The organism is Desulfosoma caldarium, assembly GCF_003751385.1.
GTDB classification, from domain to species: Bacteria; Desulfobacterota; Syntrophobacteria; order Syntrophobacterales; family DSM-9756; genus Desulfosoma; species Desulfosoma caldarium.
The window spans coordinates 212616-238084 of sequence record NZ_RJVA01000011.1; the positions used below are offsets into that span (position 1 = coordinate 212616).

The 25469-nt window shown below is 57.8% G+C and carries 23 protein-coding genes; 6 read left to right on the forward strand and 17 right to left on the reverse strand.

Translation table 11 applies throughout. The features are described from left to right. Positions 1-17: 17 nt before the first annotated feature. The 6 genes from EDC27_RS06865 to EDC27_RS06890 form a co-directional block, all read right to left on the reverse strand. The gene (locus EDC27_RS06865) at positions 18-950 is read right to left on the reverse strand and encodes an AAA family ATPase (RefSeq protein ID WP_123290127.1); all 933 of its coding nucleotides are present in this window, start codon (positions 948-950) and stop codon (positions 18-20) included. A gap of 94 nt (positions 951-1044) precedes the next feature. Then, positions 1045-2088: a phosphoribosylformylglycinamidine cyclo-ligase gene (purM, locus tag EDC27_RS06870; RefSeq protein WP_123289873.1), complete on the reverse strand. Its 1044-nt coding sequence runs from the start codon at positions 2086-2088 to the stop codon at positions 1045-1047. 106 nt (positions 2089-2194) lie between these two features. Further along, positions 2195-5644, reverse strand: coding sequence for a S16 family serine protease (locus tag EDC27_RS06875; protein WP_123289874.1), 3450 nt, complete (start codon positions 5642-5644; stop codon positions 2195-2197). Positions 5645-5716: 72 nt separating this feature from the next. Beyond that, positions 5717-6169, reverse strand: a complete 453-nt coding sequence (locus EDC27_RS06880) for a universal stress protein (RefSeq protein ID WP_170161660.1) — start codon at positions 6167-6169, stop codon at positions 5717-5719. After that, complete coding sequence (locus EDC27_RS06885; protein WP_123289876.1) at positions 6159-7145, reverse strand: hypothetical protein; 987 nt, start codon at positions 7143-7145, stop codon at positions 6159-6161. Before EDC27_RS06885 ends, EDC27_RS06880 begins: the two co-directional genes overlap by 11 nt. A 25-nt stretch (positions 7146-7170) precedes the next feature. Continuing rightward, positions 7171-8517 (reverse strand): NAD(P)/FAD-dependent oxidoreductase, encoded by a 1347-nt coding sequence (locus EDC27_RS06890; protein ID WP_123289877.1) that lies wholly within the window; start codon positions 8515-8517, stop codon positions 7171-7173. A 644-nt stretch (positions 8518-9161) separates the two neighbouring features. Between EDC27_RS06890 and cbiD the strand changes: the two genes are divergently transcribed. From cbiD to cobJ, 5 genes are read left to right on the forward strand one after another with little or no spacing between them, the layout of a single operon-like run. Further along, entirely contained in the window at positions 9162-10511 is a 1350-nt protein-coding gene (gene cbiD / locus EDC27_RS06895; RefSeq protein WP_170161661.1) for a cobalt-precorrin-5B (C(1))-methyltransferase CbiD, read from the forward strand. Continuing rightward, positions 10495-11856, forward strand: coding sequence for a precorrin-6y C5,15-methyltransferase (decarboxylating) subunit CbiE (gene cbiE, locus EDC27_RS06900; protein ID WP_170161662.1), 1362 nt, complete (start codon positions 10495-10497; stop codon positions 11854-11856). Before cbiD ends, cbiE begins: the two co-directional genes overlap by 17 nt. Positions 11857-11876: 20 nt before the next feature. Then, a complete protein-coding gene (cobM, locus tag EDC27_RS06905) occupies positions 11877-12701 on the forward strand; it encodes a precorrin-4 C(11)-methyltransferase (RefSeq protein ID WP_123289880.1) in 825 nt (274 codons plus the stop codon). Then, positions 12676-13824, forward strand: a complete 1149-nt coding sequence (locus EDC27_RS06910; protein ID WP_123289881.1) for a cobalt-precorrin 5A hydrolase — start codon at positions 12676-12678, stop codon at positions 13822-13824. Before cobM ends, EDC27_RS06910 begins: the two co-directional genes overlap by 26 nt. Then, a complete protein-coding gene (gene cobJ / locus EDC27_RS06915) occupies positions 13812-14588 on the forward strand; it encodes a precorrin-3B C(17)-methyltransferase (protein WP_245994324.1) in 777 nt (258 codons plus the stop codon). Before EDC27_RS06910 ends, cobJ begins: the two co-directional genes overlap by 13 nt. Positions 14589-14829: 241 nt before the next feature. Here the strand turns inward: cobJ and EDC27_RS06920 are convergent, their stop codons facing one another. From EDC27_RS06920 to EDC27_RS06940, 5 genes are all read right to left on the reverse strand, one after another. Further along, positions 14830-15687, reverse strand: coding sequence for an HDOD domain-containing protein (locus EDC27_RS06920; RefSeq protein WP_170161663.1), 858 nt, complete (start codon positions 15685-15687; stop codon positions 14830-14832). Between the two features lie 746 nt (positions 15688-16433). Continuing rightward, positions 16434-17231, reverse strand: a complete 798-nt coding sequence (locus tag EDC27_RS06925) for an RpnC/YadD family protein (protein ID WP_123289884.1) — start codon at positions 17229-17231, stop codon at positions 16434-16436. 32 nt (positions 17232-17263) lie between these two features. Then, entirely contained in the window at positions 17264-18130 is an 867-nt protein-coding gene (locus tag EDC27_RS06930) for an RpnC/YadD family protein (protein WP_123289885.1), read from the reverse strand. A gap of 196 nt (positions 18131-18326) precedes the next feature. Further along, positions 18327-19253 (reverse strand): RpnC/YadD family protein, encoded by a 927-nt coding sequence (locus EDC27_RS06935; protein ID WP_123289886.1) that lies wholly within the window; start codon positions 19251-19253, stop codon positions 18327-18329. Positions 19254-19310: 57 nt separating this feature from the next. Then, positions 19311-19505: a hypothetical protein gene (locus EDC27_RS06940; protein WP_123289887.1), complete on the reverse strand. Its 195-nt coding sequence runs from the start codon at positions 19503-19505 to the stop codon at positions 19311-19313. Between the two features lie 606 nt (positions 19506-20111). Between EDC27_RS06940 and EDC27_RS17035 the strand changes: the two genes are divergently transcribed. Then, the gene (locus tag EDC27_RS17035; RefSeq protein WP_123289888.1) at positions 20112-20234 is read left to right on the forward strand and encodes a universal stress protein; all 123 of its coding nucleotides are present in this window, start codon (positions 20112-20114) and stop codon (positions 20232-20234) included. Positions 20235-20266: 32 nt separating this feature from the next. Here the strand turns inward: EDC27_RS17035 and EDC27_RS06950 are convergent, their stop codons facing one another. The 6 genes from EDC27_RS06950 to EDC27_RS06975 form a co-directional block, all read right to left on the reverse strand. After that, positions 20267-20782, reverse strand: a complete 516-nt coding sequence (locus EDC27_RS06950; protein ID WP_123289889.1) for a dihydrofolate reductase family protein — start codon at positions 20780-20782, stop codon at positions 20267-20269. 78 nt (positions 20783-20860) lie between these two features. Next, positions 20861-21889 carry a peptide-methionine (S)-S-oxide reductase MsrA gene (msrA, locus tag EDC27_RS06955; RefSeq protein ID WP_407923345.1) on the reverse strand — a complete coding sequence of 343 codons (1029 nt, stop codon included), beginning with the start codon at positions 21887-21889 and terminating at the stop codon, positions 20861-20863. Between the two features lie 358 nt (positions 21890-22247). Next, positions 22248-22412 (reverse strand): FmdB family zinc ribbon protein, encoded by a 165-nt coding sequence (locus EDC27_RS06960; protein WP_123289890.1) that lies wholly within the window; start codon positions 22410-22412, stop codon positions 22248-22250. Between the two features lie 126 nt (positions 22413-22538). Then, positions 22539-22832 (reverse strand): mercury methylation ferredoxin HgcB, encoded by a 294-nt coding sequence (hgcB, locus tag EDC27_RS06965; protein ID WP_123289891.1) that lies wholly within the window; start codon positions 22830-22832, stop codon positions 22539-22541. 50 nt (positions 22833-22882) lie between these two features. Further along, entirely contained in the window at positions 22883-24019 is a 1137-nt protein-coding gene (gene hgcA / locus EDC27_RS06970) for a mercury methylation corrinoid protein HgcA (RefSeq protein WP_281273134.1), read from the reverse strand. 155 nt (positions 24020-24174) lie between these two features. Further along, complete coding sequence (locus EDC27_RS06975) at positions 24175-25443, reverse strand: MFS transporter (RefSeq protein ID WP_123289893.1); 1269 nt, start codon at positions 25441-25443, stop codon at positions 24175-24177. Positions 25444-25469 lie beyond the last annotated feature (26 nt).

Consider the following 25469-nt stretch of genomic DNA (forward strand, 5'->3'; position numbering starts at 1 on the left):
CGCCTTGGATAGGCGAATTACGCGGGGACGGGAACCCTTTGGAGCAGCAATCGGATCATCTCCTTCTTGTCCTCGGAGGAGTATTCCTCCCGAAAAACCACACGATGAGCCATCACATAGGGAGCCACGGCTTTGACGTCTTCCGGAATCACGTAGTCTCGACCTTCCATAAAGGCGTGGGCGCGCGATGTGTGCAGCAGAGCCAGGGACCCTCGCGTGGACAGCCCTGCCGTGAGGTCTTCGCAACGCCGACTTTCTTCGATGATGCGCATCAGGTAGTCGAGAAGGGTGTCCGAGGTGATCATGCGCTTTCGAATGAAATCTTGAATCATGAGGACTGTGTCCTGGTCCATGACGGGATCCAGGCTATAGAGTTCCCGGCGCTTGCTGCCGCCCCGCAGAATTTCCAATTCCGCTTCCCGGCTGGGATATCCAATGCGAATGCGCATCATGAAACGGTCCATCTGGGATTCCGGTAGCGGAAATGTTCCGAATTGCTCCGCCGGGTTTTGGGTGGCGATGACGAAAAAGGGTTTGGGAAGATCCATGGTGCGCCCTTCCAAAGTGACCTGTTTCTCGCCCATGGCTTCCAGCAGAGCGCTCTGGGTCTTGGGGGTCGCTCGATTGATTTCATCCACCAGAATGATGTTGTGAAAAATGGGCCCCGAATGGAACTCAAAGACGCCCGCCGTGCGATTAAAAATGGACAATCCCGTGATGTCCGTGGGTAAAAGGTCACTGGTGCACTGAATGCGCGCAAAAGACAGGCCGAGAATCTTGGCCAGACCGATGGCCAAGGTGGTCTTTCCCAATCCGGGCAGATCTTCGATGAGTAGGTGGCCGCGCGAAAAAAAACATATGAAGGCCAGGCGCAGGGGCTTTTCTTTGCCGTGCAGGTAACGGCCGAGGGTCTGCATCGCCCTGGCGATGGCCTCATGCGCTCGGCCCATGTCTTGGCCGTCCAGGGCCGAATCGTTTCGGTTCTCGCGCACGTCCATGACCGACGACATGTCCTGCACCTTTGGCCGCTTGCTTCCCAAGGCCTTAAATCAGGCGCACGGGCAAATCTTCGGGCTGGCGCGCCACGATTTCTCCGATGCGAAACGCGGCATAGCCCATACCTGCCAGGCGCCCCAGAATGTCTTCCAGATCCTCGGCCCCCACCACCATCACGTAGCCGATGCCACAGTTGAACACACGGTACATTTCCTCTTGAGACACCTTGCCGGCTTCCTGCAAGAACCGAAAAACCGGAGGCATTTCCCAGGCCGATCGATCGATGACGGCCTGGCATTGCTTGGGAAGGATGCGAGAGACATTGTCGGCAAACCCGCCGCCGGTAATGTGCGCCATGCCCTTAACTTGAAACTGACGCAAAAGGCGCAGCACCGGGTCCACGTAGATGCGGGTGGGTTCCAGAAGCTCCTCGGCCACCGTGCGGCCGCATTCCTCCAGATAACTGTCCGGCTTGAGGCCCAGTTCATCCATGACGATGCGGCGCACCAGACTGTATCCATTGGAATGAAGCCCGCTGGAGGCCAACCCCACGACCTGCTGTCCTGCCCGAATGGTGGACCCGTCAATGATGTCGGTGTTGTCCACGAGCCCCACCGCAAACCCGGCCATGTCATATTCGTTTTCGGAATAGAAACCGGGCATTTCGGCCGTTTCCCCTCCGATAAGCGAACAGTTGGCTTGTTTGCATCCGGTGACGATGCCTCGAATGATGGCTTCCACGCGGTCCAGATCGATGGAACCCATGGCCAAGTAGTCGAGAAAAAACAGAGGGCGCGCCCCTTGGACCACGATGTCGTTGACGCACATGGCCACCAGGTCGATCCCCACCGTGTCGTGTTTGTCCGCCCAGAAGGCCACCTTGAGCTTGGTGCCCACGCCGTCCGTGGAAGACACGAGCACGGGGTTTTTCATCTGCGTACAATCGACGCTGTAAAGCCCGCCGAAGCCGCCGATGTCCGTAATGACATTGCCATGAAAGGTGGTCTGCACCAGGGGGCGGATTCGGGAAACCAACGTGTTGGCCTTTTCCAGGTCCACTCCAGCTTCTCGATAACGCGACTCGTCAGCCATAGCTACTGATTCCCCGTTGGGCTAAGGGTCTTAGTGGAACCCGTTCGGATCGAAAAAAGAGAGCACCGTCACGGCGCGGCATTGTAAGGCCCGAAAGCGATGCGTGTCAATCAACCGAGACCACGGCTTCGGAAAAGACAGCCTGAAGCCAGGCGCCGAGCGCGCCATGGAGCAAATCCTCCGCCCGGCGAGTGTCCAACCGGTACTTTTCCGGAATGAAGCACAGATCCACCGTCCAAACCCCGCGCACGCGCCCGAGAAACGGGGAATGTTCCAGAGCGGATGCCGGCGCTTGCGCCAGGGTGCTCATGGCGGCATTCAAGATCGGTTTGCAAGCTTTGATTTTGGCATTTTGCACGCAGAAGTTGTTGGCCATGAAGCGCGGTTCCGGCCAGGGCAATGTCCCCTGAGCGGCGTCGTCCAAAAGGCCATCTTGCATGAGAAAGAAAAAGGGAGCCACGACGGCCGCCACGGCTTGAGCCCTCAATGGATGCGCCTCATCCAGCAGGCGAGTCAGAACTTCTTTGAGCTTTTCTTTTTGCGGGTCCATGGAAACGATGGGGACCGCGTCCAGAGTCCCTTGCAGCCGGTCTTTGACCGCTTCGGCGCACGGTGCGGCGCACACCATGGCGGGCTGCATGCCCGTGTGGTGCACGATGGCCCGAAGGGCTTGCAGGGGAAGTTCCGACGCGTCCTTGACCACAAACACCGTGAGCCCCACCGGCTGCGTTCTTTCGGCCGAAAACAGGGCCGCGCGAAATCGTTTGGCGTCGGGCACAAGGCACTGAGCGATTCCTTCCAAGTCTTCCTTTTCGATAAAGGCCACTTCAGCCGCCTGAACGATGTGGTCCACGGCGACCACTTGAAGAATGTGGCGATGATAGTCAAAAGGTGGGTGGGTCACGGCCCATTCTTCATAGGTGAGGATCTGCAATTCCTTTTTGAGAGCCTGCGGCAGCCGTTCGATGCTGTCTTCACCGCGCAGATTTTGTTTGGGCACAAGACACGTGGTGCAGCCGGCATCGGCGGCGGCTTCCAGCTTGATGGCGATGCCCCCAACCGCGGTGAGGCGTCCATGGGTGTCTATTTCTCCCGTCATGGCCACGTCCCTACGAATGGGCTTTTGAGACAGGGCAGAAGCCAGAGCCAGAGCGATGGCGCCGCCGGCCGACGGGCCGTCCTTCTGACTGGATCCACCCATAAAATGCAGATGGATGGGCGAGCCCAGTTGCTGCACGTCGATCTGCAGCGCGTCGGCGCATTGCAAAATGCCGGTCATGGCCACCTTGCGGCTTTCGTCCATGACCTTTTGTATATTGCCCGTGGCATGGACCAGACTCATGTAGCCGGCAGGGCTTTCCAGGGGCACTTCCGTGCCGAAGCGAATGGGCGTTGCCTGAATGGGAATGACCGAACCCACGCCCCGTTCCACATTGACACCCAGAGCCAGGATTTCCCCGACGCGGTCTTCTTCGCTGATTTTCCAAGGCCGCATGGGAGCATTCAGGTATTCCTTAATCTTTTGTCGTGTGATCCAAACGGGCCTCGGCGCGCCGTTGACCAATTCCTTGCGCTGAATGCGAAAGAAAAGGGTGCGCAAGAGCCGCTCCAGATCTCGAACCCCCGCTTCGTAAGTGTATTCGCGCACCAGATGGCGCAGCAGTTCCTGTTCTTGGTCGGGAGGAAAGGCGATGTCGGTTTCCAAAATGTTGTAGCGGGATCGCAATCGCCCGATCAGATGGTGCCGCGCGATGGCCACCTTTTCTTCCACGCTGTAACGGTCCAAGAAAACGATTTCACAGCGGTTGGCCACCGGAGGCGGCACGGTCTCCAGGGTGTTGGCGGTCAGAATGAAATGACAGTTGCTCAGGTCGATATCCACCGTGGTCTGAGTGTACTTGTCATGAAACAGATGGTTTTGTTCGGGATCCAGGATTTCCAAAAGGGTGGCGATGGCGAACTTTTCGGTCTTGTCCGCTTCGTCCAGAATGAACATGCCGTTCATGCACCCCATCTTGATGAGGCCTTGAACGATGGCGCCCGGTTTGGACCCTTCGTAGGTGAACCCGTGCCCTCGAAGATCCGATTCGTCCCGCATGCCGCCCAGAGAAATCTTGTGGTAAGGAATGCCCAAGTTCTGAGCGATGGAAATGGCCAGCGAGGTCTTGCCGACGCCTGGAGGGCCAACAAAGAGAAAGGAGCTTCCCGTGCGTTCCCACCCTTCCGCCTTCAAGGGATCAAACTGGCGGTAGCGACGAATAAGGTTGGTGAAAAAGTCGCACACGATCTCCTTAGGCCGATCCAGTCCGTAGTGGGTGCGATGCAGACCCTCCTCAAAGTCCTGCACACGCACCTTGATGGGTTTGATTTTTTTCCACGGAATGGACAGTAAGGTTTCGATGAATTCGCTGTACTTGGCGCCGCTGTGGCCGGCCGCGAGGGTTTTGTTTTTCTCTATGAGTTCAATGACCTGAGTCGGATAGGCCGGGTTGTTTTTAGCTTCTTCGATGCGATCCTTGAGGCTCTTGACCACCGGCGCCGGTTTGGGGGCTTGCGGCGGCTTGGGCGGCTGAGCCGGCCGGCCCACGCTCGAGCCCTGCAGAAACAGCTTGCAATGCTTTGCAAAGAGCCCAAACAGGGCGTCGTCGTCCTTGTGTTCCACTTCTTCCTGCGGCACGCCCAATTCGTGAAAGAGTCCCCAAAGACCCCAGCGGTCTCGAAAGGCCATAAGCGCGCGAGGGGCTTCGGCGGGGTCGGCTTCCAAAAGTGCGTCAAAGCCCCGCAAGAGCTTTTCCAGAAAAGCCGTGCGTTGCACCAGCGAGAGGAGGGTCTGGCGGCTTCGGTTCCAGCATTCTCCCAAAGCCTGCACGCGGCAGTCCGCATCCAGGCTCGACAAGACCTGTGCGAAAAGAGAATCCTCCAGATCCGCCAGCCAGGAACTGGCCTTCAAGGCCATGCGGTACACCAGGGGAGCCACGGGAATTCCCTGCGCTTCGGCGTCAAAGAGGGCCAAGTAGTCCGATCCCTTGATCCCCACCATTTCATCGCCGAGGATGTGCACCAGCAGTCGATAAAAGGTAGGATCGTCCTCCGCCTTGGCCATGGCAAAAGCCACATCCCTTTCCACCACCGCCGTTTCCGCCGTCTTGGGGTAGAGAAGATGTTCCATCTGGTGTCGAAGCAAGAATTCCGCAAAAGCCAGCGCCCTGCGTTCTTCGTCTGAACCTTCGGTGACCAGGCCTTTGGAATCCCCTGGAAGCACAAAGGCCAGGTAATCAAAGAGTCGCTCATGAATGGCGATGATCCACTGGGCGTCACGCCGCAAAAGAAGGCTCAAAGGCGCGATGACCCTCTGATCGTCCTCCAGCCGTTCCAGGCGCACGCGATCCATGACCAGCGCGCTGTGTCGAGGGTCCGTGCCGCGTCGAGTGCGAAAGTACGGCAGAACACGCTGTTCCATGACGGTCTTGAGCACACCGAGGACGCGCGTGATGTCGTCTTCTTCGGGGTAAGGCAATCCCTCAAGAACTTGACGGTCAAAGGTCACCGGAAACATGGGGCCTCCTTGGCGTCGGCTTTGTCATCCACAGTGTGAACCCGCACAAGGTGAGCCATGAGCGGGCGCGGCTCACTGCACCACCCAGACCGTGCATTCGCGGGCTTCGCGAATAATCTTGCTGGAGACGCTGCCAAAGAGAAATTCTTCGCGCTTGCTCATGCCACGCCGTCCCACCACCACCGTCTGGTACCCTCCACGCCGCTGCTCCTCTAGCAGCGTGACGGCCACATTGTCTTCGGGAGCACATACCTGAATTTTCATGGTGATGCGATCCTTTGGCACGCCCAGTGTGACCAGTCGGGCTTGCATGGCTTCCAATTGTCGAAGGGCGCGCCCATGTCTTTTTTCCAGCTCCCGTTCTCTTTGTTGCCGATCGGGGTAAATGTCCGGCTGAGGGGCGATGAGCACGTGAAAGAGGGTCACGAGGATATCGTCGTGGGGGCGTAGCATTGTCCCCACGTAGTCCAGAGCCCTCTGCGCGTTGGCGGAGCAATCGATCCCCACAAGTATCTTATGGCCCATGGGGTACCTCCCACAAAAAGGAACGAAAAGCGATTTCCAAATCTTCCATGAGTTCATGGGCCGATTCGTAAAACACTTCCGCCCCGGCGGCAAAGTGCATGAGCACCTTGTTGAGCGTTTCGCGCAGGTAGGGAAAGATCTTTTTGAGGTTCATGAGGCGGTTGGGAAAAAAGAGTGAAAAGTCCTCTTCCCGCAGCGTGGACAAGGCAGCGTGCAGAGGAGATCGAGGCGATTTCAGATCGTGCAGGGTGTGAAAACCCTTTCCGGCCGCAAACAAAAGAATGTTGCCCAAGCCGAACAGGTCCACTCCATAGGGCTGGCCAGGCCATTCGTAAGTGTAATCGAAATCGATCCAGCAATATCGTCCGGTGTTGTGTTCCACAATCAGGTGATCGTTACGAATATCCCCGTGAATTTCTCCCATCTGGTGCAGGTCCTTGATGGCATAAAAAGCCTTCATGAGATGGGTGAAAAGGCCGGGAAAGACTTCGTAGTAATAGGTTTCATGATCCATGGGTAGGTCGTGCACCATGTCGTAAAAGGTCTTGCCCGCAATGCGTTCGATGACCCGCACGGGGTTGTGCGCCTCGTCGTAGAGGGTGATGCCCTGCATGAAGCGGGCGTCGCCCGCTGTCCGTTCCAGGATTCGAGATTCCTTATGGGGGCTGCGAAAGCATCGAATGCGTTCTTCACCCAGATGCATCGTGAAGGATTCCAAGAAAGCCAGCTTCAGGATTTTCACCGAGCCGTCGTTCAGGTCCACCACCCGCTTGACCCAAAACTTGGGTTCGCCGTCGAGGCCGAACCGGCCCTCAAATTCTTCTCCCTTGACGTAAAACAAGCGCCCTTCCACGGCGATGCAATCCCCGGCCCTGATGTCCATGAACTGGGTGGTGTCCGTGTGAATGCGAAGGTTTTCCGGCACCGAGAAGGGCGTGTGGAGACGGATCAAATCGCGCACATGGGAAAGCGACATGGCACTCATTTCCTTTCGCGTCCACTTATGAAGCCTCGCGTTGAAGAACACTTCGCGCAGCCAGCATGCCGCTGACGGAGGCCTGCAGCAGGCCTCGAGTGATTCCCGCGCCGTCTCCGGCGGCGAACAGGTTGCGGATGGGTGTTTCCAACCGATCGTTGAGCTGAATGCGATGGGAGTAGAACTTGACTTCGACACCGTAAAGCAAGGTATGGCGTGAGGCGGTGCCGGGGGCGATCTTGTCCAGGGCCTGCAGCATTTCCACAAGACCCAGCAGGTGCCGGTATGGAAACACATAGCTTAAGTCTCCGGGAACGGCCTCTTTGAGCGTCGGTCGCGTGAGGCATCGGGCCAGGCGTTCCCGAGTGGTGCGCCGCCCGGCCATAAGGTCTCCCAGGCGCTGCACGATAACACCTTTGCCCAACAGGTTGGCCAGCCGAGCGATATAGCGTCCGTAAGCGATGGGATCGTCAAAGGGTTCCGTAAAGGCACTGCTCACCAGCAGGGCGAAGTTGGTGTTGGCCGTCTTTTTGCCGGCATAACTGTGGCCGTTGACCGTGATCATGGAGCCGTTGCTTTCCTGGACCACTTCGCCATAAGGATTCATGCAAAAGGTGCGCACCTTATCGTCAAAGGTTTTGGTAAAGTAGATAAGCTTGGACTCGTAACTGATGTCGGTGATGTGCTTAAAGACGACGGCCGGTAGTTCCACGCGCACGCCGATGTCCACGGGGCTTGCCTGGCTGGGAAGTCCCAGGATTTGAGCTTGTTCCTTCATCCATGGAGCGCCCGATCGGCCGGGAGCGGCGATGACGTAACGGCAGCGCACAAGGCGACCGTCGGACAGTTCCACGCCCCGCACGGCGCCTTCTTCGGCCAGGATGCGCACGGCTTGGCATTGCGTGCGAATGTGCACCGATTTTTCCACCGCTTTTTTCAGTCGATCCAGCACGATCATGCAGTTTTCCGTGCCGATATGTCGCACGGTCATGGGAATGAGTTCCAAATCGGCCAGTCGCGCGCGATCGGCCAGTTCCTCCACCTGCGGCGTCATGCCTCCATAGAGGCGGTCCGGAGCACCGAAACGCACGTAGACGGCATCGGCTTCGTGAAGAAGTTCTTTCAGGGCGGCCGTGCCCACAAGATCGGCGAGGAATCCTCCCACTTCGGGAGAAAGCGTGAGCTTTCCGTCGCTAAAAGCTCCTGCGCCGCCCCAGCCGCACAGCATGTCGTTGGCCCCACGGCGCGCTCGGTCCTTGAGGTCCTTGCCTTGTTCCACGAGAAGAACGGGAGACAGGCCGGCTTCGGCCAATGTCAGAGCCGCAAAGATTCCCGCCGGGCCCGCTCCGATAATCACCACCACATAATCCATGCTCGCACGTCCTTTGACCAAAGGTTCACCCAGGCTATGGAACCGATGGAAGGCACCCTAGCAAACGAGAAAAAGGACGGCAAAGGAGTTTCTTCACGCCCCATAAGAATCTGATTGACAGCGAATCCACTCTACTACCTACCTAATTTGAGCATTCTGAAGCAAGATAGAGCCGACGATCGTCTGCCTGACCATCGAAGCGTCGATTTGGGCACGCCGATGGCCACCTTTAAGGTACTGACTGTGCATTTTTTGCGGATGAGCGCTGATGTTTCGTGTATCGTCAAATTTACGATGGGATAAACGAGTTCTTGAAACCCGCCTCCCTTGACCACGGCCCCTTCCAGGCAAACGCCCGGCATTTTAAGGTCAGCGAAGGGCTGAATGGGGAAATGCGGTTAAATGACGCCGGGAAAATGGCGCGCGAGGAATGGTTGGCCTCGGCGTCTATCCGCACGTCACAAGGGTTAGACGAACGCGAATTTGTGGTCATGCCCAATCATGCGCACGGCAATTTGGATTGCGAATACCGTCGGGGCGACCCGCCTGTAGGGGCGACCCGGCGTGTAGGGGCGACCCGGCGGGTCGCCCCGACTTTAGGTATTAGAAAGCATGAGGCCGCTAAAGGAAAGGAGCCAAAAAAAGTGCAGAAAAGATCTGGCGGCGAAGCGCCCGGGCGGACAGCGCGCCGTCGACTGCGAAAAGGCTTCAGCACGGGTACCGCCATGACGGCGGCGGCCCGGGCCGCTTTGCGCACCATCCTTTCGGGGAGCGCTCCATCATGGGTCGCCGTTCGTCTGCCGTTGGGGTATTATCTTGCGGTGCCTGCGACCCTTGAGTTCCGCGGAAACCTGGCGGCGCGCGCGGTTGTCATCAAGGATGCCGGCGATGACCCCGACGTTACAGACAAGGCTGCCGTGGCCGTGCACGTCACCATGACGTGGGCGAACCCGATGAGCCCCGCGGGCTATGAGCGCGCACGAGGCGGGCCTACAGCCCAAATGCCGTCGGCGACCGTTGTGCTAGCGGCCGGCCTCGGCGTCGGCGTGGTGACCAAACCCGGACTTCCGGTGCCCGTGGGAGAACCCGCCGTGAACCCGACGCCTCGCGCCATGCTGGTTCAAAACCTGGAGGAAGAACTGGAACAGTCGCCGAATCTGAAGGGTTTTTTCAGCTGCAAAACGTGTGCTTACTGCGCGCCGGTCGAACTTCGAAAACCCACCGGTCCAACGGTTCGGCTTTCGCTGAGGCCGTCTGTGCCTGTGCCCCCATCATTGACGATCCATGCGGAGGTTTCTGTGGCTCAAGGGGAACATCTGGCGCGTCGAACCCTGAATCCACGACTGGGGATCGTGGGAGGGCTATCCATTCTGGGCACCACGGGACTGGTGAAACCCGTGTCCCATGAGGCCTATGAAGAAACCATTGTTTCGGCGCTCAATGTGGCCAAAGCCGCCGGCTGTAACACGGTTGTGTTGAGTACCGGTGGAAAGAGCGAGAAGCTGGCCCAAAGACTTCTGGCCCAGGAGCCTTTGGAAGCCTTTGTGCAGATTGCCGATTTTTTTGCCTTTGCGGTTCGCCAAGTGGCGCGAATGGGTTTTGCCCACCTGGTTCACAGTGTTTTTATCGGCAAAGCCGTCAAAATGGCTTCAGGCTTAGCCTACACCCATGCCCACAAGGCCGCCATGGACCTTAAGGTTCTGGTGCGATGCGGTGAGCGCGCCGGGGCGCCCGAAGATCTTTTGGACCAGGTGTCCCGCGCCAACACAGCGCGCCATGCTCTGCAGATTCTCATCAACGCCAAAGCCCACGCCGTGGTCCAGGAAGTGGCCCATGAGGCCTTGCGGCATTCGCGCCGTTTTGCCGGAAGCGAACGCCCTCGAATACGGCTCCTGCTTTTTAATGACGACGGTACGCTGCTTACCGACGTCACCGAGCCCGGTGGAGTCGAGGCCCCTGCCACTGACGGAGCAAACCATGTCCCGAAACCCTGAACAATGGACGCCGCCACTCATTGCCGTCGTTGGCATCGGCACCGGGCCCAAGACCTGTGCGCTGGAAGGCCTTCAATGGATTCAGCGGGCAGAAATCCTTGTGGGAGGAACGAGGCATCTGGCGTTCTTTGCCGATCATCCCGGTGAAAAGATGCCTCTTCGAGGGTCCATGAAAAGCCTTGTGGAAACGGTGGAGTCTTTGTCGCGCCAAAGGCGCGTGGCGGTTTTGGCGTCGGGGGATCCCCTGTTTTTCGGTATCGGACGAACCCTGACAAGCATGCTTCCGGCCGATCGGTTGCATTTCATTCCTGGGCCAACATCCGTTCAGAGCCTTTGTGCGGCGCTGGCCAGGCCGTGGGAAGACGTGCGCGTTTTTAGCTTGCACGGTCGAGAAAGTAGCCTGGAATGGATGTGGTTTCTGCGTCAGGGATACCCGGTGGCCCTTTTGACGGACGAAGAGCATGGTCCGCCATGGATTGCGCAGCACCTGGTTCGTGCCGGCTTGGACGGCTTTGACCTGATCGTGGGGGAGGACCTGGGGCTTCCTTCAGAAAAAATCCGCCGCATGACGCCGCACGATGCCGTCACGGCGGACTTTTCCCCGCTTACCGTGGTTCTCCTCGGCGAACCTGGGCTCCAGGACGGTCCCCAAAAAGATTCGGAACGCTGCGCCCCTTTCAAACAGGAGGCCCCGGCTGAAAAAACCCTTGAAGCGGTATCAGGACCGGATTGCAACGGGCCTCACAAATCGGCCGGCGCCGTGGCCTTGGGTGTGCCGGACACGGCCTTTGTGCACCGCGCGGGCCTCATTACCAAAAGGGAAGTGCGGGTCCTGGCCCTGTCCATGCTTCGACTCGGCCCAGGCCAGGTCCTGTGGGATCTGGGCGCCGGCAGCGGCTCGATGTCTGTGGAAGCGGCCCTCCTTTGCCCGCTACACAGCGTCTGGGCTGTGGAAAAGGTTCCGGAACGGGCCGAGGATATCAGGAAAAATGTGCGGCGATTTCACTGTGGACAAGTTCAGGTGATCGAAGGGGAGGCTTTGCACGTCGTGGAGCGCTTGCCTGCGCCGCACCGCGTTTTCGTGGGTGGATCCGGCGGCACCCTGCCCGCGCTACTTCGAGCTGTTTGGAATCGACTGGCGCCCTTGGGCCGCATCGTGGTGGCGGCCGTAACCTGGCAAAGCCTGCAGGACGTGGACACCTTCAGCCGATCCAACGGTATTGCCTTGGAAGCGCTCCAAGTGCAGGTCAACCGAGCGGTGCCCGTGGGATCCTCGGTGCGGTTCGAAGCGCTGAACCCTGTTTTCTTGTGTTCCATGGAAAAGAGTGGCACAGTGAACGTCTAAGTCCTGATAAGGGAGGCTTTATGCATCGCTGCGGTAACGCACAGGGTCTGCCATCGAAGGCCCCCGACGAACGAACCGAACCGTGCCTCGTGGCCTTCGTGGGAGCTGGTCCGGGAGACCCGGAACTGATCACGGTGAAAGGTCGCAGGCGCCTTGGCGATGCGGACCTGGTGATCTACGCCGGGTCCCTGGTCCCACAGGACCTTCTCCAGATGTGCAAGCCCGGCACAACATTCATGGACAGCGCATCCATGACCTTGGAAGAAACCCATGACGCCATCATGAACGCGGTGCGACGTGGGCTCAAAGTGGTGCGGCTTCACACAGGAGATCCGAGCCTCTACGGGGCCGTTCACGAACAGATGCGGCTTTTGGATGAAGCGGGTGTGGCCTACGAAGTGGTTCCCGGCGTGTCCGCGGTTTTTGCGGCAGCGGCTGAACTGCGGAGCCAATTGACCGTGCCCGAGGTGTCCCAGACGCTCATCGTGACGCGGGCGGCAGGAAAGACCCCGGTGCCTGAGCGGGAATCTTTGGAGCGCTTGGCGGCCCACGGCGCCACCCTGGCCATCTATCTCAGCGTGCATGACATTGAGCGCGTGGTTCGAACGCTCAGCGCTTGGTATGCTGCCCATACGCCGGTGGTGGTGGCCTATCGGGTGAGTTGGCCGGATCAGATCCTTCTGCGCGGCACTTTGGACAACATTGCCGAAAAGGTGCGCCACGCCGGCATTCGACGACATGCCTTGATCCTGGTCGGAGACGTTTTCCAGGAAGTGCGCCCTCACGTGCGATCGCGACTCTACGACGGGTCTTTTGCCCATGGCTATCGAGACGCCCGCTCTTGATATGCCTCAGCCCATTGCCGTAGTGTCCATCACGCGGCAGGCAACGGGTTTGGCATTGCGCCTCAAAGAAACCTTGCCCGGCTCTACGGCCTATGTTCCGGCCCGTCACGGTTTTGCCGTGGCCATGGGAGCCCGACCCTACGATCGGCTTCGCGACCTTTTTCCAGAGCTATGGGGACAATACCGAGTTTTGGTGTGCATCATGGCCGCCGGCATCGTGGTGCGTGCCACGGCGCCCCTGCTGCGTTCCAAGACTTTGGATCCTGCAGTGGTCGTGGTGGACGAGCGAGGGCAGTATGTGATCAGTTTGCTTTCCGGCCATGTGGGAGGCGCCAACCGAGCGGCGCGCGTCGTGGCCTCTCTTTTGGGCGCTCAAGCCGTCATCACCACCGGCTCGGATGTGTGCCAAAAGCCGGCCCTGGATTCCATGGCTTTGGCCCTGGGTTTGGACATGGAAGACATGACCTGGGCAGCCCGCGTGACGACGGCCATCCTGGACGACGAACCCTTTTGGATTTACGATCCCGACGGTCATTTGGCTCCATACCGGGCAGCACTCAAGACGGCCGAGTGGGTGGGGGAGTCGGCCTTTGTGGCCGAAAGGGATGGCTTCGATGCGTGGACACCCACGCCGTCTCGAGCGGCGTGGAATTCATGCGGTGTGGATCCGCGCAGCGTTCCTGGCGTGTGGGTGTCCGAAAGGGAAAAACCGGAATCATTTCGCGCCGTGGTGCTCCGTCCCCGCACGCTGGTTGTCGGTGTGGGCTGTAACCGAAACACGCCGACTCAGGAAATTGTCGAAGCGGTGCGGGACGTCTTTCAGCGCCATCATCTGGCCACAAAGGCGGTTCGAACCTTGGCCAGTGTAGACTTAAAGGAACGGGAACCGGGCCTTCTGGAAGCAGCGCGTGTTTTGGAACGGCCCATCGTCTTCTTGTCGAGACAAACCTTGCAGACTCAACCGGTGCCCAACCCTTCGTCGGTGGTGCATCGCCACATAGGAGTCTTTAGCGTATGCGAAGCGGCGGCTCTCAAAGCAGCTCGAACCGGACGACTGATCGTGCCGAAGCAGAGGACTTGCAATGTCACCCTCGCCGTGGCCAAGGACGGTTGTGGATCGTAAGCCTTGGACCCGGAGCAGCGGACTATCTCACGCCGAGGGCCGCGGAGGCGCTGCGGCAAGCGCAAGTGGTCGTGGGCTACAAGACCTATCTGGACCTCATAGAGCCCCTGTTGCACGGAAAAACCGTGCTGGCCAGCGGCATGCGCAAAGAAATCGAGCGGTGCCGGAAAGCGGTGGAACGGGCCCTCAAAGGCGATGGCGTGGCCCTGGTGTCCGGCGGGGACGCCGGCATTTACGGAATGGCCGGCCTCGTCTTTGATGTGTGTCAAAGCCTGGGTGTGGCGGTCTGCGACGGCCTTGCGCAGGGCGACGACGCCGGTGAGGCGCTGCCCATAGAGGTCATCCCTGGCGTCGCGGCGTTCAACGCCGCCGCTTCCCTTTTGGGAGCACCCCTCATGCACGACTTCGCGTCCATCAGCCTAAGCGACCACCTGACGCCCTGGACGGTCATCGAAAAGCGATTGATGGCCGCGGCGGAAGCCGATTTTGTCATCGCCCTGTATAATCCTCGAAGTGCCTCACGGCCCGACGTGCTGGATCGGGCTCGATCCGTGCTGTTGCGTTACCGATCGGGGGAGACGCCGGTGGGCGTGGTGCACAGGGCCATGAGGGCAGGGCAACGACACTGGGTCACCACCCTGAAAGATTTGGTCGGCTCGAACGTGGACATGCAGACGGTGATCCTTGTGGGAAACAGCCAAACCTACCTTTGGAGCGGCTGGATGATCACCCCGCGAGGCTACCTCCAAAAGTACACCCTCTAACCAATGACCAATGGGGTCACATCTTGATTTATGCCACAAGGCATTGGGGTCACGTCTTGATTTATGCCATAAATCTAGACAATGGGGCGACTTCTTGAATTATGCCACAAAGGTTAAAGCTTCAGGACTCCAGCCAACGCCTGCATGTCTGTTCGAGAAGCCTTTTTGGAGGAGCGGTGCACGCCGCGAAACCTTATTCTTCTTTGGAGTGCTTTGACACAAGCTGTTTACGAACAGGTGCTCAGGAGTAACAGGAGGCTTCGGTTTCCACGACGCTTCGAATGGATGCCTCGATGGCGGCCAGCTTCTCGGGCTTCAATCTCAGGGCGCGGGCACTGACCACGGTGGACAAGTCCAGGTCAGGGCGCTTGGTGGGGCCTAGGGCCAGCTTGTGACAATAGGCGTTGGCCAGGTGCACGATGACGGTCAATGCCGGCACAATCTTTGCCGAAGCCGGGCGATGATGGCAGGCGATGGCCTCGATGATTTCTTCTGGGAAACGCCACTTGGCAGCCAGCAGATGACCCACTTGGCTATGATCAAAGCCAAAGGTTTCCCGCTCCTCATCCACAAAAGATAGGCTGGGATTGTTGTACACTTCCTCGATGATTCGGCGCATGGGTTCGGATCGATGCGTGAGCAGAATCATCTTTCCCACATCATGAAGCAGGCCGGCCAGAAAGCATTCTTCTTGTTTGGAAAACCGAAGAGTCACCGCAAGGGTTCGCGCTGCCAGTGCGCATCCTACAGCATGTTCCCAGAGCAGCTTTTCCGTAAGACCAAAAGGGTCAAAAAGGTCACGCGTCACCGAGGCGAGAATGAGAGCACGCACGGTTTTCAACCCGACGACGACCACGGCGTCTCGCAAGGTGGCGATGGTGCGGGACCTGGCATAAAAGGAAGAATTGGCCAGTTTCAAAACTCGAGCGGCCAGGGCCGGGTCTTTGGCCAGAATTCTTTGCAGATCTTCAACGCGCACATCGGGATTGCTCATCTTTTGCAAAGCTTCCGAAGCGACGTGAGGCATGGCGGGAAGGTCCCCGCTGACCTGCACCAGAGCATGCAGATGATCGTCGGGCAAAGGCGATGGCGATTTCATCCTGTTTCCTTTCGAGAGTGAACGCGCGGCCATGAGAAAAAAGTTTCGTGCCCCCACGAATTGGCGGGGCACGATCGTGCCCAAAGCTATAAACGTCACCTATCTTTTCGGCTGACCTGGCCGAGACCTTGAACAGAAATTTTATCCCAAATCCACCGCCTATTGACCGGGGGAGGTCGGCTGCGCCTTTTTCGACGGTCATTTTTCCATTCCGGCGTTTGTTGCCAAGGGTTTGATGCCGTCGGACGGCGACTTAGCCCAGTCCCGTAAAGTTATGAACCGATGTAACCAAAGGTTGATGACGTTTTCGCGCCCGTTTTTTCAGTGCCCCCGTCGGGGTCATGGAGCCGATATTTTTTAGGGATGTGGTCATTATAGAGCCGCCCGGACTGGGTCAAGACTTTCTTGGGTTGATCTTCGCAAGGCACCGGCCCAGGTGGCGGGTTTGTTGGCCCTGATTTCAGAGGAGACCCAGCGGTTCGGCCCGATCCATGTCTCGGCGGAGGCACCGAGGCCGTCCGGAACGCGCGACTTACCATTTGATCCATTTACGGGTATCGACCGGTAGGTTATCAACAGGGTGGTCCGCACCTCCACTCCACAAGGTTCTTTGATCGGCAAACGCGTGCCGGGTAAAGTTTTGGTGCGCCGGTCTTCAGCCTGCCCCACCGCCCTGGTCACTCCCGCGCAAGTGGGGGTCACTTTTCGGACCTGCGGCCAAAAAGTAAAGGTCTGACCCCACGTTCCTATTCCACGAATTTTTCCAGAAAGGTGCGGAAGGCCTCGAGGCTTTCAACGCGGACGGCGTGGCGGCGAAGCGACTTGAGTGCGGATATGGATTCCAGCGAAAGGATGGTTTTTTCCATGACGGCCGGACATTTACCGAACCGCTCCACAAGCACGTCCATGACGGCTTCACGGGCCTCTTCCATCATCCCTCGGTGCAGCCCCTGCTGTAAGCCCTGCTGCAGGCCTTGCTGCAGTCCCTGCTGTAAGCCTTCATCGTAGCCTTCCTTTTTAATGATTTCATATCCTGCCGATTCCATCATGATCTCTCTCCTTCGGCGAACGATCGACCGGGGAATTTCTTCCGAAACAAGCCCGGCAAGAATGGTCATGCCGGTGAGCAAATCTCCCTTGGCTTCTCGGTTCATGCCGCTGTCGATGATGCGCCGTTCCGCCCCTTCAACCAGGCTTTGACCTCCACGCATCAAAGGAACGAAAGGCATCAGGCAGGGCAGGTCCGTTTCCATGGCTTCCTCGGCATCCAGTTCCCACAGGCGCACCAGGACGAAACGATAATCGATGCCCCCGTCGTGGAAACGATCCACCGAACGATCAGAAGGCGTAAGGAGCAGCACGGCCCCCATGGCCCCCAGCCGATATCGCCTTCGGTATCGTACTTCATATTCGAGCAGTCGAAGCGGGACGTCCCACGACCACCGCGTCTGCACCTCTAAAAGGACGATCATTTCTTTGTCGTCGAAGGTAATGACTCGAACCGGAAAATCGGCGTGTCGAACTGTGACGGTTTCTTGTGGCACCTCTATGAGTTCGGATTCCTGACCCCACGTTCCTATTCCACGAATTTTTCCAGAAAGGTGCGGAAGGCCTCCAGGCTTTCAACGCGGACGGCGTGGCGGCGAAGCGACTTGAGTGCGGATATGGATTCCAGCGAAAGGATGATTTTTTCCATGACGGCCGGACATTTACCGAACCGCTCCACAAGCACGTCCATGACGGCTTCACGGGCTTCTTCCATCATCCCTCGGTGCAGCCCCTGCTGTAAGCCTTCATCGTAGCCTTCCTTTTTAATGATTTCATATCCTGCCGATTCCATCATGATCTCTCTCCTTCGGCGAACGATCGACCGGGGAATTTCTTCCGAAACAAGCCCGGCAAGAATGGTCATGCCGGTGAGCAAATCTCCCTTGGCTTCTCGGTTCATGCCGCTGTCGATGATGCGCCGTTCCGCCCCTTCAACCAGGCTTTGACCTCCACGCATCAAAGGAACGAAAGGCATCAAGCAGGGCAGGTTCGTTTCCATGGCTTCCTCGGCATCCAGTTCCCACAGGCGCACCAGGACGAAACGATAATCGATGCCCCCGTCGTGGAAACGATCCACCGAACGATCAGAAGGCGTAAGGAGCAGCACGGCCCCCATGGCCCCCAGCCGATATCGCCTTCGGTATCGTACTTCATATTCGAGCAGTCGAAGCGGGACGTCCCACGACCACCGCGTCTGCACCTCCAAAACGACGATCATTTCTTTGTCGTCGAAGGTAATGACTCGAACCGGAAAATCGGCGTGTCGAACTGTGACGGTTTCTTGTGGCACCTCTATGAGTTCGGATTCCTTTACGGAAAGGCCAAGGAAATACGAGAGGGCTGTCTCCCGACAGCGATCCAATATCACCTTGACGGCCGCGTCGTAGGCTCCCATCTTAGCCCTCCACGAACAGTAGGCCGGCGGCGCTTTCCCCCGGGGCAGAAACAGCCTTCAGGGCACGCGACCGTGCCCCGCTTTACCATGTCTCCAAAGCTCCAACCGTGAAGGCGGTTTGTTCCGCTCCACACGGTGTCAACTTTCAACTTTCTGAGCAAGGTACTTTAAAAAGTAAAGGTCTGACCCCACGTTCCTATTCCACGAATTTTTCCAGAAAGGTGCGGAAGGCCTCCAGGCTTTCAACGCGGACGGCGTGGCGGCGAAGCGACTTGAGTGCGGATATGGATTCCAGCGAAAGGATGGTTTTTTCCATGACGGCCGGACATTTACCGAACCGCTCCACAAGCACGTCCATGACGGCTTCACGGGCCTCTTCCATCATCCCTCGGTGCAGCCCCTGCTGTAAGCCCTGCTGCAGTCCCTGCTGCAGGCCTTGCTGCAGGCCCTGCTGCAGTCCCTGCTGTAAGCCTTCATCGTAGCCTTCCTTTTTAATGATTTCATATCCTACCGATTCCATCATGATCTCTCTCCTTCGGCGAACGATCGACCGGGGAATTTCTTCCGAAACAAGCCCGGCAAGAATGGTCATGCCGGTGAGCAAATCTCCCTTGGCTTCTCGGTTCATGCCGCTGTCGATGATGCGCCGTTCTGCCCCTTCAACCAGGCTTTGACCTCCACGCATCAAAGGAACGAAAGGCATCAGGCAGGGCAGGTCCGTTTCCATGGCTTCCTCGGCATCCAGTTCCCACAGGCGCACCAGGACGAAACGATAATCGATGCCCCCGTCGTGGAAACGATCCACCGAACGATCGGAAGGCGTAAGGAGCAGCACGGCCCCCATGGCCCCCAGCCGATATCGCCTTCGGTATCGTACTTCATATTCGAGCAGTCGAAGCGGGACGTCCCACGACCACCGCGTCTGCACCTCCAAAACGACGATCATTTCTTTGTCGTCGGAGGTAATGACTCGAACCGGAAAATCGGCGTGTCGAACTGTGACGGTTTCTTGTGGTACCTCTATGAGTTCGGATTCCTTTACGGAAAGGCCAAGGAAATACGAGAGGGCTGTCTCCCGACAGCGATCCAATATCACCTTGACGGCCGCGTCGTAGGCTCCCATCTTAGCCCTCCGCGAACAGTAGACCGGCGGCGTTTTTCCCCGGGGCAGAAACAGCCTTCAGGGCACGCGGGCCGTGCCACGCTTGACCATGTCTCCAAAGCTCCAACCGTGAAGGCCGTTGCCCACATGGTCGTCATCGACCTTGCAGGTGACGCGCAGCCCGTCCATGGTCCACAAGACCGGTGCCTCGAATCCCCACATCACAGCCATCAGAAAGACCACAAGACCTGTGAAAGTATCCCGTCGCGCCACTAGATAGCGCCTTCCGCTTGTCCAGCTCCACACGGTGTCAACTTTCGACTTTCTGAGCAAGGTACTGTGAGCCTTAGAAAAAGGCAAGGGGGGTAACGTCCCCCAAATCCTTCGTCAATGAACCGGCGGAGTTTGTCTGCGCCCTATGCCGGCGGGGCTCTCAACACCTTTTTCACGTTGGGACGTAAACGCCGTGGGGCAGCCCAAAGGGCTCCACCTGACGAAGCAATCGGCATAACCAACCCCTCGTTCGCCTCCAGCTGATCGAGATCCGCGACGGAGCCTCCCCCTGCCAAATTGGGCAAAATCTGCGCCATGTCGAAGTGCTCGTCATGGCACGCTTGCCGGCTCCCCTACCGAATCTTCACATGCCGCTGGATCGCATCGCGCATCCCTCCTACCTGTTCCAGGTCGAGATGGGCGGAAAGTCCCGCCAACGCGGTGACTCCGCTAACATGGCCCTGTTGTTTGTGCTCGAAGGGGAGAACACCCTGTGCCGTACTTGTTCACCTCGTTGGGGATAGGTTTTTCTCGCAACCCCTTTCTGTATAACCGATTTTATGCGCACAATGAGATTATTTCTTTTTTGATGGTAGATCTGGAAATGTGTCCGCCATGGTGCTCGGATTCCACGGGCGAAGCAACGTTGAATCGGCACTGCTCAAATCCGTGTCGGATGATGTGATCGGTCACTCAAAGCAATCGATCGTTGCCATGGGAAGATATTGAAAACGCGAGGAAATCCATCCCCTTGAGAGCCGTCAGATCTTGGGATGGCCAACAACCCTATAGCTCAAGACCACCACGTCCTGCCCGATGATTTTCACCCCTTCGAGAGCTAACGCCATGGAGACTTGACCGTTAAAAAGAGAAATTCCCGATCCGAAGACCTTGGGAGACACCGTGACGATTAGGCGATCGATGAGACCTTCGGCGGCAAAAAGTGAATTAATGATGGCGCCGCCGGCAAGAATCACTTCCCTGTATCCCAGAGATTCTAGCCAGGTAAGGATGCGTCGAGGAGGGTCGGTGGTGAAGACCACGTTGTTCCATGAAGATGTGCGCGAATCATCCCGCGTCATGACCACGTTCAACCGGTCGGGAAGGGGTTTTTTTAAGGTTTGAAAAGTCCGAGCCCCCATAATGACCACGCCCGCCTGACGTGTGCGCTCCGCGAAAAATTTTTTGTCATCCGGACCGGTCCAGTCGGGGAAATGGTCCGGGTTTTTGGCGATCTTGCCATCCACGGTCATGGCCATGAGAAGGGTGACTTCCATGTCAGGGTTCCTTTGATCCGAGTTGGCGTGGGAATACGTATTCCAATGCCTCTTGTATTATCAAACGAGCCGGGCGCCTCAAGGGTTCTGAAACTTGAGCACATATTGGCCGTAGCCTTCTTTTTCCAGATCTTCCAGGGGAATGAATCGAAGGGCCGCCGAATTGATGCAGTAACGGCGACCGGTGGGCGGCGGTCCGTCATCGAACACGTGGCCCAGGTGCGAATCGCCGTAACGGCTGCGCACTTCCGTGCGGACCATGAAAAGGGATCGATCCGTACGTTCCACGATGTGTTGCGGTTCCAAGGGTCGCGTGAAGCTAGGCCAGCCAGTGCCGGAATCGAACTTGTCCAATGAGCTGAAAAGGGGTTCTCCCGAGACGACATCCACATAAATTCCCGGGCGTTTATTATCCCAATAGGCATTTTGGAAAGGTGGCTCTGTGCCGTTCTGCTGCGTGACCTTGTATTGCAGAGGTGTCAGGCGTTTTTTTAGTTCAGCGTCGTCGGGTTTGACCCAAGGGGTGGGGGCGGACTTTACAGACGGCGTCGTCGAAGCCGGTGAGTCCTTCCACACTTTTTTCAAGAAGGTATCACGCCCCGAGTTGGCTCGGTAAAAACGGTAACGAATAGGCGACTTTTTGTAATAATCCTGGTGATAGTCTTCCGCGGGGTAAAAAGTTTTCAAAGGAAGAATTTCCGTTACAATCGGCTTGGAAAATCTTCCCGAGGCCTGTAGCCTTTGCCTGGAGATCTCGGCGAGGCGCCGCTGTTCCTCATCGTGGTAAAAAATGGCGGACTTGTATTGTGATCCCCGGTCCACAAACTGACCATCGGGGTCGGTGGGGTCGATGTGGCGCCAGAAAACATCCAGCAATTGTTCATACGAGACCTTGGAAGGGTCATAGATCACCTGAACCGCTTCCACATGCCCCGTCCGCCCGGAGGACACCTCCTCATAGGTGGGGTTTTCCTTGTGGCCTCCCGTATACCCTGAAATCACCTCCAGCACGCCGTCCACCTTTTCAAAATCCGATTCCACACACCAAAAACATCCACCGGCAAAAGTTGCCGTCGCCCTCTGTTCCTTGCTGCTTTCCATGGCCATCACTCCTTGTGCCCACAGTGCCCACATGAATAGCGCGAAGGCGAGCTTCCCGAGCTTCATAAAAGCCTTTCGCCGCTTTTTGATGCCTTCAGGATCCTTCAAACGATCCATCTATGCCTCCATTGTCCATGCTCGCCGTCATTCTGCTTCATCTTTGACTCTTTATCTAATCACGATAAAGGCTGGACGCATGGAGGAAGGGATAACAATCTTGGGCAGGACAATGGCCCCAGGGGCGAGCCCCTCACCGCGTTGGCGGGCGGAAAAAGGCCAGCCCCTTTGAGAGAGCGTTCACCGCTTCTTTAGGAAAAGTACCGGCCCATGATGGAATAGGACCTTCGGAGGCTCATTGGGCAGGTCAGCTTTTCTTGCTCGTTTGGGCGATAAAAACAGACATGAGCTGCTTGACGTCAGCACTTTGGCATTCGGGGCAATGCACGGGACTTTTACCGTGCTCGGAAATACTTTGAATGACCGTGAATTCTTTCCGGCACGACTGGCACTGGTATTCGTACGTGGGCATGGCATCCTCCTTCAAGGCTCAAAGAATCGTGTCACGCCTCTTCAGTGAAACCTCTGCACCAGCACTGTTAAGATTACCATTCGGCCCACGACGTGCCAAGAGATCAAAAGCTTCACAACAAAGCTTTCAGCAGCACCCGGAATCCAGGCTGCAGCAGCCGTCCCCCGAGCGGCCTATCATGGTGTTGAGGACCGCCTGCGCGCAACCCACCCCAGTTTTCACGGCAATGGCGTCGGCGGGACAGTTGCGAGCGCACGCGCCGCATTCCATGCAGGCATCCCGAAAGGCAATGCGTGCCACGCCGTTTTCCTTAACGAACACGCCGTGAGGGCACACCAGGGTGCACTCGCCGCAGCCGATACATTTTGCGGCGTCCAATTGCAACGTGACCACATCCTTCAAATACACAAGACGACCCATTGATGTGGCTTCTCCTTCACGCCATCTTCCACGCAAACGTGTCTTAACCCTCAAGACCCAAACCACCGAGCCCACAGCCACGTGCCGACAAAACCCGCAAAAAGCAAAACTTCCAACGGGACCGCCCAACGCATTTCACGGCGCACACCGGAAAGAGAGGTGTACGTGGAGGCACCCGTGAAATTCATGCTGAGAAAGGCCGAGACGGAAAGGAGCCCCAAAGCCCATGAGACGGTATCCAGCGGTTGCAGACCTTCGACGTGCCCAAAGAACCACAGCATCGCAGCCCAGCTGCCTCCGGTGAAAAGACCTTTCGTGGTAAAAGCTCGGCCTGGAAGCCATGGCAGCAGCAGAGGGGTGAGCACGGCACCCGAGACAATGCCATGGCCTAAAGCACTCACGGGCCCCACGGTCGCTTTCCACGCCGACGCCCAAAAGGGACCCTTGCTCAGAAGCCCTCCAAGGACGAAAAAAGCGGCGGCGATCATGGCGGACCATTGAAGGCTGTGCACCAGTTCCACCGGAATGAGCACCAGCCGATCTTTCCATGGAAACTTCTTGCGGCGCATGGTTTCCGTGGCCTTAAAACCTGCATCAAGATATGCGGGAAGGTCTCGCGCTTCCACGGGGCCAAAAAGGGCGGTAAAGCCCGTTTGGGTTTTCACGTGTCGAGCCGCCACACCGGGTGCCGAAAGTTGAGGTAGAATCAACCTCCTGTGGAAAACAATCTCTTCCAGACGGCTCGCTTGAAGGCGAAAAACCACTTCGTCGGTGCCAAAGGTTCCCTTGCCCGCAGCACACCAGACATTGATGCCTTTGGTATCCAGCACCAAAATCCACACCGACCGCCCGGGCAAAGCCGCTCGCAACGTGTCAAAGCTCAACTTGTAATTGGCCGTGACCAAGACGGGGTCCATGGGCCCTGGGCTGCCCAGTGCATAGAGGCCGGGGTCCACGGTGTAGCGAAGGCGCCTAAAGCCCCACCGCACGCACAAAGCGCCCCATCGGTCACGCCCTGACAGGGTCGACGAAACGCGCGGCACGGGTCCCACGGGCGTATTCCATGGGCCGATGACAAAAGGCTGGTCCATTCGAGGGGGAGGGCTCAACTGAGCCGTCTTTTTGGACGGTCAACACGAAGGGGCCGGTTTCAGCGCCAGACCGCAACACGGCGTGGCCGATGTCATAGCGGGCTGCGGTGTTCGCGTCTCCAAGGGGTCCTTGTTCAAGTTTCTTCTCCGCGGCGTTTTCTGAAAATCGTGCAGGCGGCGTAAACTGTTTGCGCTGCACTCTTGAACTTATTCCAACGAGGAATCGTTGTCAATCGGGCCGACGAACGGCATCAACATCGGCCGGAAGTTGCTGCGGGCTTGTGATCCGGGTTTGGTGCCAGGCGAAGAAAGCCAAAGGCCATGAGGGTTGCCACGAAAGAGAGGCCGATATGGCCGTAAAGGGTGTGGGTGTGTTCCCATAGCCAGGGTCCGGCCAGAGCCCCCGCCACGCGGCCGGCGACCATGAGCGTGTAATTGGCTGAAAGCCAACGCCGTCTCGCACCGGGATCAAGCTCTGACATGTAGGGAAAAGAACTGACCACGGTGAATTCAAAACAATAGGCGATGGCCCCGAACACGACCATGGCGAGGGGCAGGGATTCCTGAGCCATTAGGAGTGCGGCATAACACGCGGCCGCCCCCAGAAGTCCCGCAGCCAGAGCGCGTTTTTTCCCCAATCGGTCCACCACCAGAGCCACGCTCAATTCCGCCGCCAGTTCCATGACGCCAATGGATGTGGAAAGAAGGCCTAAAGAGTCGATGCCCACGGCAAAGCGAAATTCCATCCAGGCCCCATAGACGATCATGAGGCTTTCGTTGGCGAAAAGGGCGAAAAAGGTCACGGCCAGGGCGGGCCAAAGCCTCCGTCGAAAAGTGAAAGCCACAGGGCGATGGGCCGTGATTTTTTCCATGGTCCTATGGTTTGGGATCGCCGTTTTGCACGGAGTAGACCTGGGATTGTCCCTTGAGGTTGGGGGGGTAGAAGGGTGGGCTCGATGGGGTTCGGGGGCCGCAGGAAGGCGCGTCGTTGCCAGGCAAAGCACCATCCCGATCAGGCCCAAGGCTCCATAAGGGACATGCCAGCCGAATCGGGCAATCAGGAACCCTCCCACCGGCATGCCAACGAACCATCCCATGGACCAGGACGATTCCAGCAGCCCCAGAGCCCGGGCTCGACCGGCGTAGGGCACGTGGGCGCTCACATAAGATTGCACCGCCGGATTGTAGACGGCGTGAGCCAAGCCCATGAGAATAAAGCCGACGAGGACCCACGGGTAGGTTCGGTACAAGCCGATGGATAAACCACCGAGCGAAAAAAAAACCAGTCCCACGAGAAGCCCGACCTTTTCGCCTTTTTTTTCGGAAAGAAAACCGAAGGCAATGGCGGAAAGGCCGACGAAGGATCGTGCGGCCACAAGAAAACCGGCCTGTTCCATGCCGATCCCCAAACCTCGGGCGATGGTGGGAAGAAAAGGGTAGGCCAGGCGCACTCCGGCGTTGAGCCACAGACGGCTGAAGATAAGAATCCACCAACGACTCGGCGACATGCCCAAAAACACGCAGAAAGCCTCCCTGAAGGTTTCAA